Consider the following 13693-nt stretch of genomic DNA (forward strand, 5'->3'; position numbering starts at 1 on the left):
AGGAGGGGAACCATCGTGGGAAAAGCAACAGGATTTATGGAATATGCACGCGAGGAAGAGAAAAAGCGCGATCCGCTTTCCCGTCTTGATGATTGGAAAGAATACACGCAGCCGTTTTCCGAAGACGTGCTGGCCCGCCAAGGTGCCCGCTGTATGGACTGTGGCACGCCGTTTTGTCATATGGGATTGGAGCTAAACGGCCTGACTTCGGGGTGTCCGGTGCACAACTTGATCCCGGAATGGAACGATTTGGTGTACCGAGGCCGCTGGAAAGAAGCGCTTGATCGTTTGTTGAAAACGAACAACTTCCCGGAATTCACCGGCCGCGTCTGTCCAGCGCCGTGCGAGGGGTCATGCACGGTGGCGATTTCCGACCCGGCGGTTGCCATTAAAGGGATTGAACGGGCTATTATTGATAAAGGGTTTGCCGAGGGATGGGTGAAACCGCGCATTCCGAAAACAAGAACAGGGAAAAAAGTGGCCATCGTCGGCTCTGGCCCGGCTGGGCTCGCCTGTGCCGACCAACTTAACCAAGCTGGCCATTCGGTGACGGTGTATGAGCGGGCTGACCGCATCGGCGGCTTATTGATGTACGGCATTCCGAATATGAAGTTGGAAAAAGAAGTGGTCGAGCGGCGGGTGCGTCTGCTCGAAGAGGAAGGTATCACGTTTATTACGAACACCGAAGTCGGCAAAGATATTACGGCTGACGAACTGCGTGCTCAGTACGACGCCGTCGTCTTGTGCATCGGTGCGCAAAAGCAGCGCGATTTGGCCATTGAAGGCCGGGAGCTGGAGGGCGTCCATTTTGCGATGGATTATTTGACCGGCGTGACGAAAAGTTTATTGGATTCCAACTTTGCCGATGGCCAGTTTATTGACGCCAAAGACAAACATGTCATTGTGATCGGCGGCGGCGATACGGGCGCCGACTGCGTGGCGACCGCGCTGCGCCAAGGCTGCAAAAGCGTCGTCCAGTTCGGCAAACACCCGGCTTTGCCGGACAAGCGCCCAGACAATAACCCTTGGCCGCAATATCCGCTCGTTTTCACGCTTGATTATGCGTATGAGGAAGCGAAGGCGAAATTTGGGGCAGACCCGCGTCAATATTGCATTCAAACGAAAAAAATCGTAGGCGACGAGCACGGCCGCGTGAAAGAGCTGCATACGATTCAAACGGAAAAAATCATTGATGAAAACGGCAAAGCGATCTTTAAAGAAATTCCGGGGACGGAACAAGTATGGCCGTGTGATTTGGTTTTTATCGCCATCGGGTTTGAAGGGCCAGAGCAGCCGTTGTTGAAGCAGTTTGGTGTTGAAACGATCAACAACAAAGTGAAAGCCCCATACGGCAAATATACAACAAACATCGAGGGCGTGTTTGCCGCCGGCGACGCCCGCCGCGGCCAAAGCTTAATTGTCTGGGCCATCCATGAAGGCCGAGGGGCGGCTCGTGAAGTCGATCGGTTCCTGATGGGAGAGACGAAGTTGCCGTGGTGATGGATCCCTCCTTAAAAAGCACCGCTTTTTAAGGAGGATTTTTTGTTTTGCTGGAAAAGAAGGTATAAGGAGGAGAGTGATGCTCAGCATGAATCGACGATTATGGATCACTGCGGCTATGAGTCTGAGCCTTTTTTTGCTTGTTTGGACAGGCGTGGCCGCTGGATGGACGGAGAGAATGGATGAAGAGGGGCTGCGTCTGTTTGATTATTGGAATTGGCTTGACCCGTTTACGTTTCTTGGCAATGGAAAGACGATTGGCACCATCAGCATTATGCTTGTCATTGGTTTATGGTTTTTTCGCCGCGACGTCTACGGAATGGTGTTGGTTGTGGCCGCTGTTGGCGGGGGATATGGCATCAATGAGTGGCTAAAACATATCATTGGACGGCCTCGACCTCCTCATGCTGAAATCGGTGGATTTAGTTTTCCAAGCGGCCACGCGATGATCGGGACGATTTACTTGTTGATTTTGGCGTACTTTTTGGCGCAAACGCGCACGAAGCGAGGCGAGCGGACCGCGATTTACGGCGTTTTTGGAGCGCTTGCCCTGTTGACTGGCTTAAGCAGGTTAAGTCTGCAAGTGCATTATCCATCTGATGTGCTTGGTGGGTTTTTGCTCGGGGTTGCCTATGTATCAGCCTGCCTGGCTCTTTACCGTAGGTTCACTCGCTGAAGCGGATTTTAGAACATGGACAAAAAACGATTTTTGTTTTGATTTCGCGCGGTGAAAAGCAAATTTTGCGGCTTTGTGTTGAGCTTTGCCGTTGTCGAAATTAGGGAGAAAATCTCTTTTTCTATACTATCGCGTTGACCGAGACAATGATACAATGGGGAAAAGGAGGTGAAACGATGAGCCAAGCCGAACTCGTGCAAATGATGGCCGAACTGCTTGACCAAAAGCTCAATCCCATCCACGTGCGGCTCGATCGGATTGAAGGAAATGTCCGAGCGCTTCAAGAAGGGCAGGCGCGCTTGGAAGGCGAAGTGCAGGCACTCAAAGAAGGGCAGGTGCGCCTCGAAGGCGAAGTGCAAGCACTCAAAGAAGGGCAGGCGCGCCTCGAAGGCGAGGTGCAGGCACTCAAAGAAGGGCAGGTGCACCTCGAAGGCGAAGTGCAAGCACTCAAAGAAGGGCAGGCGCGCCTTGAAGGCGAGGTGCAGGCACTCAAAGAAGGGCAGGTGCGCCTCGAAGGCGAAGTGCAAGCACTCAAGGAAGGGCAAGCGCGCCTCGAAGGCGAGGTGCAAGTGCTCAAGGAAGGCCAGGCGCGTTTGGTAGATGAAGTGCAGTTGTTACAGGAGGGACAAGCCCGCTTGGACCAACGGCTTCACCGGGTTGAGGAAGATGTGCGCACATTAAAGGTGGATATGAACGCGGTCAAAGGCGATGTGCAAACACTGAAAGCCGACATGGATGCGGTCAAAGGCGATGTGCAAACATTGAAAGAAGGACAGCAACGGCTTGAAGGGAAAGTTGAACGGGTCGAAGAAAAAGTTGACAACCTCACACTAGAAATGCGGAGCCACTTTCGCTATATCGAGAACATGCTCCATAAGCATCAGGCCGCTCTTGACATGGCTTCGCGGCAGTTCTCTTCGCAACAGTCATCGATCAACTATTTGATCAAAAAAGTGGCAGAGCATGATATGGACATTTTCCACTTAAAAAATGATCTCCAACCATAGTGTCCTGTACTGCAATAAAGAAAACAGTCTAAAGGGTGAGCGGCAACTAGGAAAATACGATGGAATGAGGCGTGTTTTCACTGGTCTTCTAGACAGCTTTTTCAGCATATTTTATAGAGAGAAAGATTCGAGCCACAAGGGGAGAAAGCGATATGGCGGTCCGCGTCGTGAAAACGGGGTATGCGTTGGCGTTTTTGTGCATGATTGCCGGGATGGTGTATTTTTTTGCCGCCAATTGGCCGGAGATGGGGCGAGAGGTGAAAGTCGGGATCAGCATCGGCATGATGGCGGCATTTTACATCGCAAGCGCGGCGCTTTGGGGCCGCCGTCGTTTCTTAGGGCGTTGGATGTTGATCAGCGGAGTGTTGTCATTTGGCATTGCGTTGGCGCTGCTCGGTCAAATGTACAACTCGCATGCGGACAGTTATTGGCTGTTTCTTGTCTGGCTTGCGCCAACCGCTTTGTTGGCGCTGTTGACAAAAGAACGGGTGCTTTCCGTGATCGCGATTGGGCTGCTACAGCTTGCGTGCTGGTTTTATTATTTTCCGTCCGCTTATCGGATTGAGTGGACGGAATGGTCTTCGTTTGGAGTGCTGTCGTTATTCGTGATCGTAAACGGTGCGCTCGTTGTGTTTGCTCGGACACCGCTCATCCGTTGTTTCGCTTACCTAGCCATGCAAGGTTGGCTGCTTGTGATGGACATAACCGGGTTTTCCTATGGGCGCGACGCATGGTGGCCATACGTGTATGCCGTGTTGCTCGCTGTGTTGCTTTATTATTTTCTTGTCATCGCCAAGCAGCGGTTGTATGTGTTGTTGACGAGTTTGTTTGCTGGACTGTTTTTGTTCATTCAATACATTCGCTTGCTCGCTGATCATTATGGAACATGGTTGCTTCTCATTGGGCTCGTGGCGGCTGCTGCCGTGTTGTACGGGGGCGTTGTGCTATTACGGCGCACGGGGCTGTTTTCAGCAAAGACGAAAGCCGGGAAATGGTTTTTGGCGGCGTTTCAGGCGATTGTCACACTTGCGGCTTCCGCGTTGGCCATCCAAAGCCTGCTTGGCTTGTATTTTCTTTGGACAGAGTCATGGTCGCCTTATGTGCTCTTTTTCATTTCCATCTCTGGATTTGTCGTTCCCGCCTCATTGGGCCGGCATTGGAATGCGGTCGTTCGTTATACTCTGCTGGCTGTTGGTTATGGGCTCGGGGTGGCGATGGCGGGGGAGGTCTCGCGGCTGGCTCTGTTCCTCTATGCCATTGGGCTTGCGATTGGCATCATCCGGTCATCAGACAGCGGAGTGCGCCGGTTGACGACGGCGGCGCTGACGGTCTATTTCGGGATCGCCTTAAGTTCGGCGATGGATGACGGCCGGACGGTGTTGCTCACCTTGGCTTTGGTCAACGGCGGGTTGTATGCGTATGGCCGCTTTCGCGGAACGCCGTTTCTCACTCCGCTTGTCTTGGCGTTCGGAGCGCTTGGGATCGCGACGAGCGCCGATGTATTTGCGGCTGATGGACTGTACGCGGCGTTGAATATCGTCATGGTCTTGGCGCTTGCCTTCTTTCTTTTCCGCGGTCGGCAACTGGAGCGGAAGACCGCTTGGGTGTACACGGCGCTTTATCTCGTGCTGAAATATTACGAGTTCGCCTGGAATTTGCTTCATAAATCGATCAGCTTGCTGGCGGCAGGCGTGGCGTTGCTTGCATGGACATTGTGGCTCGAGAAACGGAATGGCTTCACATGGGCCAAGGGAGTGCGCTGGGGGCGGCGCGTTTCATTGTGGACGCTCATAGTCGTGATCGCTCAATTTTCATTTTTAGGTTATACCGTGTGGCAAAAAGAGCGATTGCTGCGATATGGTGATGTCGTAAAGCTGGAGCTTGAGCCGGTGGATCCGCGTTCCATGCTGCAAGGGGATTATATTCAGCTTCGGTACGATATTTCCACCATTCCGTCGCTTGATGGAAGCGGACGGGTGCAAGTTGGGCTGCGAAAAGGAGCGGATGGGGTGCATCGTTTGGCTGGCGTATATATGGTGAATGGAAACAAAAGGCCGGGATACACGCCGCAGCCTGGGGATGTGATCATCACCGGCACGTTCCACGGCCCGCAAGTCGTGTATGGCATTGAATCGTATTTCATTCCGGAAAAAACGGGGATGACACAGCAAGAGAATGTTCGGTTTGCCTATGTGCGCGTGAGCGAAAGCGGGGATGCGTTGCTCGAAGCGATCCGTGCTGAATAAAGATGGCGCGGGGAAAGCAGGAGAAACTACTCCCCCGCATACCGTTCTAACACGCGGTCGACCGCGTTGCCGTATGTTTCGCCGAATAAATTGAGATGAACGAGCAAGTAAAACAGCTGGTAGAGTGGTTTTCGGTCATGATAATCAGCCGAGAGCGGCATAAGCTCGCGATAGCTTTCATAAAACCGGAGCGGAAAGCCGCCAAACAGCTCGGTAAACGCGATCTCAAACTCATGATGGCCATATAAAACAGACGGATCGATCAAATACGGCACTCCGTCTGGCCCCGGAATCCAGTTGCCGCTCCATAAATCGCCGTGCAACAGCGACGGGAAACAGTCATCCGGAAGCCATTGGTCAAGCCGCTCGAGCAGCCATTCGAGACGTTTGCGCCGCTTGGCGGGCAGGAGGCCTCTCTCCGCCGCCCGCGTCATTTGTGGTCTAAGGCGGGCGGCGCGGTAATAGTCGGGCCAGCGGCCGTACCAGCCGTTGCGCTGCGGCAGCGTCCCGATGTACGTATCGCGGTCAAGGCCAAACGCCGGGCCGCGGCATTGATGGAGGCGGGCAAGGCCGTGTCCGAGCTGTTCGGCCGTCTGCGCCGTTTCCGTTCCTTCGACCCATTCCAAGACGAGCCAGCCCCAGCCGTTCGCTTCCCCGAAGCCGAAGGTATGCGGAACGTTGATGGCGCGTGCTTGCCTGATCAGCTCGAGGCCCATCTGTTCGGCAGCGAAAAATCCACTCGGCGGGAAACGTTGCATTTTGATAAAGTACGTTTGCTTGCCGCTTTGGACGCGATAGGCGTCATTGATGTCGCCGCCTGAGACGCGGCGCCAATGGCGGATGCGGGAGTGATCGCCGATCGATTCGAGCGCCATTTGCAACATCATTTCTTTGGTCATGGATCCACCTCTGCCAATTGCTCATTGAGCTCGGTCAGCACTTGGCCGATTTTCCGGCCGTGAATGACAGCGTCGGCGAGATCGTCCAAGTCAGTCGGCTCCCAATTGATGATCACGAGTTTAGCCCCACTCCGCTTGGCAACAAGCGGCAGCTGGTTGGCTGGGGATACCTGCAGAGAGGAGCCGAGCACAACGAACAAGTCCGCTTGGCGGGCCGCTTCCCACGCTTGATCGATGGCTTTCTCCGGCAGCGGCTCGCCAAACAGCACGACCGACGGGCGCAAAACTCCGCCGCATTCGCACGTCAACACACCGTGCAAATAGACAAAGCTTGGCTTTGTTTGCCCGCACCGCTGACAATGGACGGTGCGGAGCGAGCCGTGAAGTTCGATGACGCGTCGGCTTCCCGCTTCTTGGTGAAAGCCATCGACATTTTGCGTCACAATCGTCTGCACGATCCCGCGCCGCTCCCAATCGGCCAACAAGCGGTGTCCGTCATGCGGTTGGCACTGTTGCAATGTGCGAATGCGATATTGGTAAAACTCGACGAACGATTCACGGCGATGATGCAATGCATCGATGGTCGCGAGTTCGCTCGGATTGAAACGCGCCCACAGCCCGGTGCGCGGCGAACGGAAATCGGGCAGCCCGCTTTCCGTTGACATGCCGGCGCCGGTCAGCACGACGGTTCGGCGCGAGGCGGCCAGCCATGAGGTGATGGTCATTCCGTTTCCCTCCTTACTGTCGCAACCATAGCGACTCTCATTTCTGATGCTTCATCTCTTTCCACCAATCATTTTACTTTTCCTTTTCACTCGTTTCTAGTATGATAGAAATGAAAAAAAGGGTCTTCACCATTTTCTGTGATTTTCACTCAATCCCAGAAACATGTTAGCTGGATGAAATCGATTCATCAGTCAGGATCCTCCTTCCGCATACAGACCACGAAGTTGGTAGAATGGAAACAGTCAAGTGCTTTCCTTGACGGGTTCCATTCTACCAACTATCATACCGATAGCGGAAGAAGTGAGCGCTAAGCAGCCTGACTACCTGTAGTGTTCCCTGTACACTCCAGAAATACACGTAAACGAAACCGTTCTAGATTTCGATAGCCATATGCCCGGCGTTTGATGTTTTTGATCTTGTGATTCGTCCCCTCGATTCGGGCATTCGTATATGGGCACAAAAAGTAGGAAAGAATAGGCTCCTTCCACCTTTCAAGCGTGTTGGCTGCTTCCTGAAAAGAAGCAAAAGGGCTCTGTTTAGCTAACTAAATCCATTCTTCCAAGCGTTCCTTTGCTTCGTTATATCCATTGGTTCGGTAAAAATCCCGAAACAACTCTTTCAGATAATAAGGTCTCTGTTTTCTCTATATGAATCGCATAACCATAGGAATGAAGTTCTTGCTTAATCACTTTCAATTCTGGCAATCCTAGTGGTATCGAAAGCACTTACGAGACCTCCTTAATGTTGATTTCACCGCTAACATTATGGCCAAGATCTCGTCAGTACTTTCTCTTTTTTGTCACTAAATCACAAAATTTGGTGATGAACCAGAAAAAATGGACAAGGAGGCGGAAATCCATGAGCAAAAAAGTGTTGATCATCACCGGCGACGCTGTTGATGCGCTGGAGGTGTATTATCCGTATTATCGTTTGTTGGAGGAAGGGCATGACGTAACGATTGCCGCGCCGAAGAAAAAGAAACTGCACACCGTTGTCCATGATTTTGCCGACTGGGATACGTATGTGGAAAAACAAGGCTATTTGATCGACGCCCATGCGTCGTTCGCCGAAGTCGATCCGGCGCAATACGACGGATTGGTCATTCCGGGCGGGCGCGCTCCGGAATACATTCGCCTTGATGAGAACGTGCAGCGCATCGTTCGCCATTTCTTTGAGGCGAATAAGCCGATTGCCGCCATTTGCCACGCCTCGCTCATTTTTGAAACAATGCCGGATTTGCTGAAAGGACGGAGTTTGACAGCGTATATTGCCTGCAAGCCGGGGGTTGAGGCGCTAGGAGCGACGTATGTGTCTGACCATACAGTCCACGTTGACGGCAACCTCGTCTCCGCCCATGCGTGGCCGGATTTGCCGGCATTTATGCGTGAGTTCCTTCGATTGCTCCAATAGCCAAAAAGCGGTCTCCCTTTGGGTGAGGGGAGACCGCTTGTGCATGCAACAGGGTTTTGGGTGCGGCGGGCGGCGCTGTTTTTCATGGCTAAAGGTTCCCGCTTTTGATGGCGGGTTTTATTTTTGATGATGCTGTCCGCCAAACGGTCCGGCCGTCATCCTGCGATATCCACTTGTTCCGTCTTCACTTTCGGCGCTTTTGTCGCCAAATAGACGCCGAACAAGACGATTGCGCCGCCGGCCAGCTGCAGGACGGATAGAGCACCGCCAAGCAAAAACGTGATCACAGCGGTAAATACGGCAATTAAGTTTAAATATACACCGGCATGGCTCGGACCGACTTTTTGCACTGAGATGTTCCAAAAAATAAGAAGGAAAGAATGGACGGAAACAAGCAAATATAGACCAATCCGGCGAGCCCAGCTGCACTTATGTGATCAGCTGGAAACGGATAAAAGAATGCGAACGGCCACAGCAGCAGCAAGTTGAAAAAACGGAGCACGTTGTCGCTGTAATCGGCGGGACGGGTAGTTTTTTGCCGATGATCGAATAAAGCGCCCAGACGACGCCGGCGGCGAGCATCATCAAATCGCCGCGGTTGTAGTTCATAAGGAAGTCAAAGCGACGTATTCGCTCCGGCAAAACAGCTGCTTTGCTTATGCTGACATCGCCTACCGGCTGCCGGTGCCGGCGGACCTTGACAGCATTCTCCGCTTTTACAACCCGGCGCCAAAGGCGACGACGGCGGTATTTCAATGGAACAAGCCGCTCTTGGGCGTCTTTCGCACGAATCTCAATGAGGAGCTGCTTGACTCGCTCGTGGCGGACGAATGCGGAACGTTTGCGGTCGAGGTGAAGCCGAACGAAGTGCAAACCGTGCTTGTCGTTGATAAACAATAAGATGGTCATCAAAGCTGGGGCTTGCCGCCCCGGCTTTTCTGTTTGCAACAATAGGACAAGCTGTCCGTCTGTTTTGTAACAATACTGTAACAATTGTTAAATGAAACAGCGTGTTCGAGGGGTTGTCAACTCCCTTTTTGCAAGAAAAATATAGAATGATCGGCTGATAGAAGAAAAAAAGGAATGGAAGTGTGTGAAAGGATGACATCGCCAGCCGTTGCAGCCGGCGGCTTAGGCGTTTATTTGGCAATGAAAACAAGCCTTTTTTTTGCTCATTTTTTCCAACAGTCCTTTTTCCCAAATTTAAACCAAAAATATTACAAAAAACCCGTGTTATAATGGGGGTGCAGGCAAGAGAACAGCTGGAACTGTTCCTAAACAGAACTTAAGTGGATGGCGTGACGATGAATAGAGAAAGTCTTTGAAACTTTGAAAATAGAAACGTTAAGAAGGAGGAATTCCGATGAAGAAAAAAATGTTAGCCACGATCGCCGCTTCGGTCGCACTTGTCGGCGCTTCGTTTGCGGCAACGACGAAAACGGAAGCGGCAGGGGTGACGTGTCCGACAGCGAACGTGTATCAAGTAAAATATACAAGCACTAACATTCAAGATTTCGAGAAATGGTTGAAACAATACTTCCCGTTTGTGTCGTTCCAACCGGCGAAACCGGCCGTGCAGCAACCGGCAGTGAAACAGCCGGCCGCAGCGAAACCGCAAGCTCCGGCAGCGGTCAAACAGCCGGCGGCTGCAAAACCGGCAGCCAATACGCAAGCGCCAGCGAAAAAACCGGCAACAGCGCCAACAACAACGACACAAAAAACAACCGGCTTGAACGCTTATGAGCAACAAGTCGTAGAACTGACGAACAAAGAACGGGCAAAATACGGTTTGCCGCCGCTTCAAGTCGACTTAGCTCTCAGCAAAGTCGCCCGCGAAAAATCGCGCGATATGGCGGTCCACAACTACTTCTCGCACAACAGCCCGACGTACGGCTCCCCGTTTGAGATGATGAAAAAATTCGGCATTTCGTACACAGCCGCCGGGGAAAACATCGCCAAAGGCCAACGCACCCCGCAAGAAGTCGTCAATGCGTGGATGAACAGTGAAGGCCACCGGGCGAACATTTTGAACAAAAACTTTACGCATATCGGCGTTGGTTTTGAAGAAAACGGCTATATTTGGACGCAACAATTTATCCGCAAGTAAGGCGGATGGTTGACGGTGATCCTGCCCATCATGCAGATGGGCAGGGTTTTTTTGTACAAAAATATTTCGCTAACAACTTGGGAAACTATGCTATAATGGTCAACAGGCTGTAAAAAATGAGAAGATCGCGGGGGAGACACCAATGCGAATACGCGATTGGGATCACAACTTAAAAGCCCGCCTGTATGGCGAGGCGCTGATGAATACGACTTTTTGGATGTTTTTTCCGTTTATGGCCATCTATTTTGCAGACTCGTTTGGCAAAGAAACAGCCAGTATGTTATTGATTGTGTCGCAATTGTTTTCCGTGGTCGCCAATTTGATGGGTGGCTATTGCGCCGATGTGTTCGGGCGCAAGCGAATGATGGTGTTATCCGCTTACGGGCAGGGGGCGGCGTTTTTCGTCTTTGCCTTGGCCAGTTCCCCATGGTGGTCGTCGCCACTTGTCGGTTTTCTTTGTTTTACGTTTGCCGGCATTTGCGTCGCCTTTTATTGGCCGGCGAGCCAGGCGATGGTTGCTGACATCGTGCCAGAAAAAGACCGGAGCTACGTGTTCGCGGTGTTTTATACGTCGGTGAATATTTCGGTCGTGATTGGCCCGACGGTCGGCGGGCTGTTTTATGCTGATCACCTGTTTTGGCTGCTGCTTTTGGCGGCGTGCTCCTGTTTAACGATGGCGGCTGTGTTGGCCAGACGGCTGCGCGAAACAGCCCCGCATTCGGCGGGAGGGCGGCGAACCGTGCCGTGGCTGCGGTTTTGGCGGGAACAAATAGGACAGTATGCCGTCATTGTCCGCGACCGCACCTTTTTCTTGTTTATTATAGCCGGGGTGCTTGTCGCACAGACGTTTATGCAGCTTGATTTGTTGCTTCCGGTCTATATGAAAGAGACGCTTCATAAAGAAACGTTATGGGCTGGCTGGACGGTGGACGGCGCCAATGCTTTTGGCCTGCTTATTGCGGAAAACGGGCTGCTTGTGGCGCTGTGCACGGTCATGATGACGCGGCAGATGGCGCGTTTTTCGGAGCGGTGGGCGTTTATCGGCTCGGCTCTTTTATATGGCATCACAATGTGGCTGTTTAGCCAAACATCGTCGTTTTTCGGATTTGCGGCGGTCATGGTGCTGTTCACCTTGGCCGAGCTGATGACGGCCGGTCTGCAGCAGTCATTTGTATCCAGGCTGGCACCTGAAGACATGCGCGGCCAATATTTTGCCGCCGCTAGCCTCCGCTTTACGATCGGGCGGATGGTGGCGCCGATGTCGCTTGCAGCCGCGACGTGGGTCGGCTATACATGGACGTTTGTTGGCCTTGGAATGCTGGCGCTCGCCAGCGCGGCGCTCTATGCATGGATGTTTCACCAGGCCAGGCAGCAAACAGAGCGGCCGGACATTTCCCTTTCCCAATGACGGGGGCTATGCAAATGGCTACCCGTTTTTTTGTGTTCCCCGGTATAATAAAAAGCGTGTCGTTGTTCGTGTAACATATATTCCCTGTCTCTGACATAAAGTGGAACTAGACAGAGAGAAGGAGAGGGGAAGCCATCATGAAACTGCAACGGTGGGAAACGAACATAAACGGGGGGGAAGCGGACAACCGCGGCGGACAAGACGGCTCGGCGGCGTTAGCGCGTTATGAGAAACGGCAGCAAAAGCGCCTATTGTCCCGAGAAAAGAGAAAAAAACAATACCGTTTCATCGGCTGGCTTCTTTTGGCGGTCGCTGTCGCATGGGGGGCGGGCACGCTCGTTTGGAGCGGGTACGGAACATTAAAGACGGCAGCGAGCCGAGAGTTGGCCATCACGCGGTTGAAAGAAGCGATCGAAGACCGCGATGCGGCTGCCTTGCAAACGATGCTGAGAACGACCGATGAAACGGTGCCCATTAATGAGAAAACGCTCGCGCCGTTATTCGCCTATTTTGAACAGCATTCTGAGGCGTACGAAGCGCTCGATCAGGAGTTCGACCGCCAGCGTGAGGGGGGGCACGTGTATATTAAAGGATTGACGTCCCGCCCGCCGGTGTTTACGATTCATGTGTTTGAGGATCGGTATGTGTTTGAGCCAGCCCTCTATTTTCTCCATGTCCGCGTCGATGATCCGGAGGCGTCGCTTGTCGTCAATGGGGTGAAAGCGGAAGAGGAGGCGACGAAAGACCCATTTGTCAAAAAAATCGGCCCGTATTTGCCGGGCGCGTACACTGTAACCATTGTCCATTCGAATGGGAAAAAGAAAACCATCCGCGTTGAGCTGTTTGGCGGCGCCCGCGTCCATGAGGTCGATATCACGAAATGAACGAATAAGCAAATACCGCTTCCACGACGGCGGTAATGACAACATCTTGCGTCTGTACAGGCGGCGCTGATGAGGAAATGCTGAGAACAGCCGGATTGTATGGCGCCGGCCGAGGCGATGACTGTTCTTTCAGTTCAATCGGCGTGTCATAAAGAGGCAAGCTGAGAGCGCGGGCGATGGCCAGCGCTTTTTCTTTGGCGTGTTTCACGGCCAATGCCAACGCTTGCTGGTAATAGGCTTGTTCGTTTGCTAGACGGAATTCCAAGCCGCGGGCGAGGTTTGCTCCACGGGCAACGGCCGCCTCGTAAATGGCGCCGGCTTTTTTAGGATCGCGGACGGTGATTTCCAGCCAATGTTCGACTTCATAGCCAGATAAAGCGGTTGTTCCGTTATGATGTTCGTATGTTGGCCGGATGGAAAACGATGTCGTTTCAATGTCTTCTATTGGAATGTCAAGCGCCTTTAATGCTTCGGTGACGGCATTGGTGCGTTTGGCATTGTCAGTCAGGGCTTCTTGGATGTTGTGATGTTCTGTATGAACGCCGATTGCGATGAGGACGGTATCCGGTTTGGCGATGACGGTTCCTTGGCCAGTGATGGTCAATGTGGGGCGAGAAGCGGCAGGGGGAGCGGGACGATGCCATGACTGCATTTCATTCCCTCCTTCCACCATTAGGCAGCTTTTTGATCCTCGTCCGCCGCTTGCCAATAGTAGACACGCGGCAGGCCGACATAGCACCAATATTCCTTCAACAGCGAGATCACGACAAAGGAGGCAAATTGCCAGTCGATCGAATTCATCCCCATTTCTCCTTTCGATGGTTTCACTA

Annotated in this window: 15 protein-coding genes and 1 pseudogene; 9 read left to right on the forward strand and 7 right to left on the reverse strand. The window is 52.6% G+C overall.

Annotated elements, in window-relative coordinates; translation table 11 throughout:
* Positions 1 to 15 precede the first annotated feature (15 nt).
* The 4 genes from QSJ10_RS06530 (at position 16) to QSJ10_RS06545 (ending at position 5429) form a co-directional block, all read left to right on the forward strand.
* Positions 16 to 1500 carry a glutamate synthase subunit beta gene (locus QSJ10_RS06530; protein WP_033016615.1) on the forward strand — a complete coding sequence of 495 codons (1485 nt, stop codon included), beginning with the start codon at positions 16 to 18 and terminating at the stop codon, positions 1498 to 1500.
* 79 nt (positions 1501 to 1579) lie between these two features.
* Positions 1580 to 2176 (forward strand): phosphatase PAP2 family protein, encoded by a 597-nt coding sequence (locus QSJ10_RS06535; RefSeq protein WP_033016614.1) that lies wholly within the window; start codon positions 1580 to 1582, stop codon positions 2174 to 2176.
* Positions 2177 to 2352: 176 nt separating this feature from the next.
* Complete coding sequence (locus QSJ10_RS06540; protein ID WP_053532619.1) at positions 2353 to 3183, forward strand: coiled-coil domain-containing protein; 831 nt, start codon at positions 2353 to 2355, stop codon at positions 3181 to 3183.
* 152 nt (positions 3184 to 3335) lie between these two features.
* Positions 3336 to 5429: a GDYXXLXY domain-containing protein gene (locus QSJ10_RS06545; RefSeq protein WP_053532617.1), complete on the forward strand. Its 2094-nt coding sequence runs from the start codon at positions 3336 to 3338 to the stop codon at positions 5427 to 5429.
* Positions 5430 to 5455: 26 nt separating this feature from the next.
* Here QSJ10_RS06545 and QSJ10_RS06550 read toward each other — a convergent pair whose 3' ends face one another.
* From QSJ10_RS06550 to QSJ10_RS06560, 3 genes and pseudogenes are all read right to left on the reverse strand, one after another.
* Complete coding sequence (locus QSJ10_RS06550) at positions 5456 to 6328, reverse strand: fructosamine kinase family protein (RefSeq protein ID WP_033017468.1); 873 nt, start codon at positions 6326 to 6328, stop codon at positions 5456 to 5458.
* The gene (locus QSJ10_RS06555; protein ID WP_033017469.1) at positions 6325 to 7053 is read right to left on the reverse strand and encodes an NAD-dependent deacylase; all 729 of its coding nucleotides are present in this window, start codon (positions 7051 to 7053) and stop codon (positions 6325 to 6327) included. Before QSJ10_RS06555 ends, QSJ10_RS06550 begins: the two co-directional genes overlap by 4 nt.
* Positions 7054 to 7361: 308 nt before the next feature.
* Positions 7362 to 7682 (reverse strand): annotated as a pseudogene (locus tag QSJ10_RS06560) (ISL3 family transposase); the annotation flags it as partial.
* A 230-nt stretch (positions 7683 to 7912) separates the two neighbouring features.
* On the opposite strand from QSJ10_RS06560, the gene QSJ10_RS06565 reads away from it, so the two are divergent.
* Positions 7913 to 8464, forward strand: coding sequence for a DJ-1/PfpI family protein (locus QSJ10_RS06565; protein WP_053532526.1), 552 nt, complete (start codon positions 7913 to 7915; stop codon positions 8462 to 8464).
* 155 nt (positions 8465 to 8619) lie between these two features.
* Here QSJ10_RS06565 and QSJ10_RS06570 read toward each other — a convergent pair whose 3' ends face one another.
* Together QSJ10_RS06570 and QSJ10_RS06575 are read right to left on the reverse strand one after the other, a co-directional pair.
* Complete coding sequence (locus QSJ10_RS06570) at positions 8620 to 8814, reverse strand: hypothetical protein (protein WP_230581376.1); 195 nt, start codon at positions 8812 to 8814, stop codon at positions 8620 to 8622.
* Between the two features lie 79 nt (positions 8815 to 8893).
* Positions 8894 to 9106: a hypothetical protein gene (locus QSJ10_RS06575; protein ID WP_230581377.1), complete on the reverse strand. Its 213-nt coding sequence runs from the start codon at positions 9104 to 9106 to the stop codon at positions 8894 to 8896.
* Positions 9107 to 9148: 42 nt separating this feature from the next.
* On the opposite strand from QSJ10_RS06575, the gene QSJ10_RS06580 reads away from it, so the two are divergent.
* The 4 genes from QSJ10_RS06580 to QSJ10_RS06595 all read left to right on the forward strand — a co-directional run bounded on the left by QSJ10_RS06580 (position 9149) and on the right by QSJ10_RS06595 (position 12863).
* Entirely contained in the window at positions 9149 to 9364 is a 216-nt protein-coding gene (locus tag QSJ10_RS06580; RefSeq protein ID WP_061567579.1) for a glycosyl hydrolase-related protein, read from the forward strand.
* A 463-nt stretch (positions 9365 to 9827) separates the two neighbouring features.
* A complete protein-coding gene (locus tag QSJ10_RS06585; protein ID WP_049625268.1) occupies positions 9828 to 10571 on the forward strand; it encodes a CAP domain-containing protein in 744 nt (247 codons plus the stop codon).
* A 142-nt stretch (positions 10572 to 10713) separates the two neighbouring features.
* Entirely contained in the window at positions 10714 to 11979 is a 1266-nt protein-coding gene (locus tag QSJ10_RS06590; protein WP_053532522.1) for an MDR family MFS transporter, read from the forward strand.
* 137 nt (positions 11980 to 12116) lie between these two features.
* Positions 12117 to 12863 carry a TcaA second domain-containing protein gene (locus QSJ10_RS06595; RefSeq protein ID WP_053532521.1) on the forward strand — a complete coding sequence of 249 codons (747 nt, stop codon included), beginning with the start codon at positions 12117 to 12119 and terminating at the stop codon, positions 12861 to 12863.
* Here the strand turns inward: QSJ10_RS06595 and QSJ10_RS06600 are convergent.
* Positions 12853 to 13515 (reverse strand): SIMPL domain-containing protein, encoded by a 663-nt coding sequence (locus QSJ10_RS06600; RefSeq protein ID WP_053532519.1) that lies wholly within the window; start codon positions 13513 to 13515, stop codon positions 12853 to 12855. The genes QSJ10_RS06595 and QSJ10_RS06600 overlap by 11 nt on opposite strands.
* Positions 13516 to 13535: 20 nt before the next feature.
* Positions 13536 to 13664: a hypothetical protein gene (locus QSJ10_RS06605; RefSeq protein ID WP_255350121.1), complete on the reverse strand. Its 129-nt coding sequence runs from the start codon at positions 13662 to 13664 to the stop codon at positions 13536 to 13538.
* Between the last annotated feature and the right edge of the window lie 29 nt (positions 13665 to 13693).

The sequence above is a fragment of the Geobacillus stearothermophilus ATCC 12980 genome, from assembly GCF_030369615.1.
Classification (GTDB): Bacteria; Bacillota; Bacilli; order Bacillales; family Anoxybacillaceae; genus Geobacillus; species Geobacillus stearothermophilus.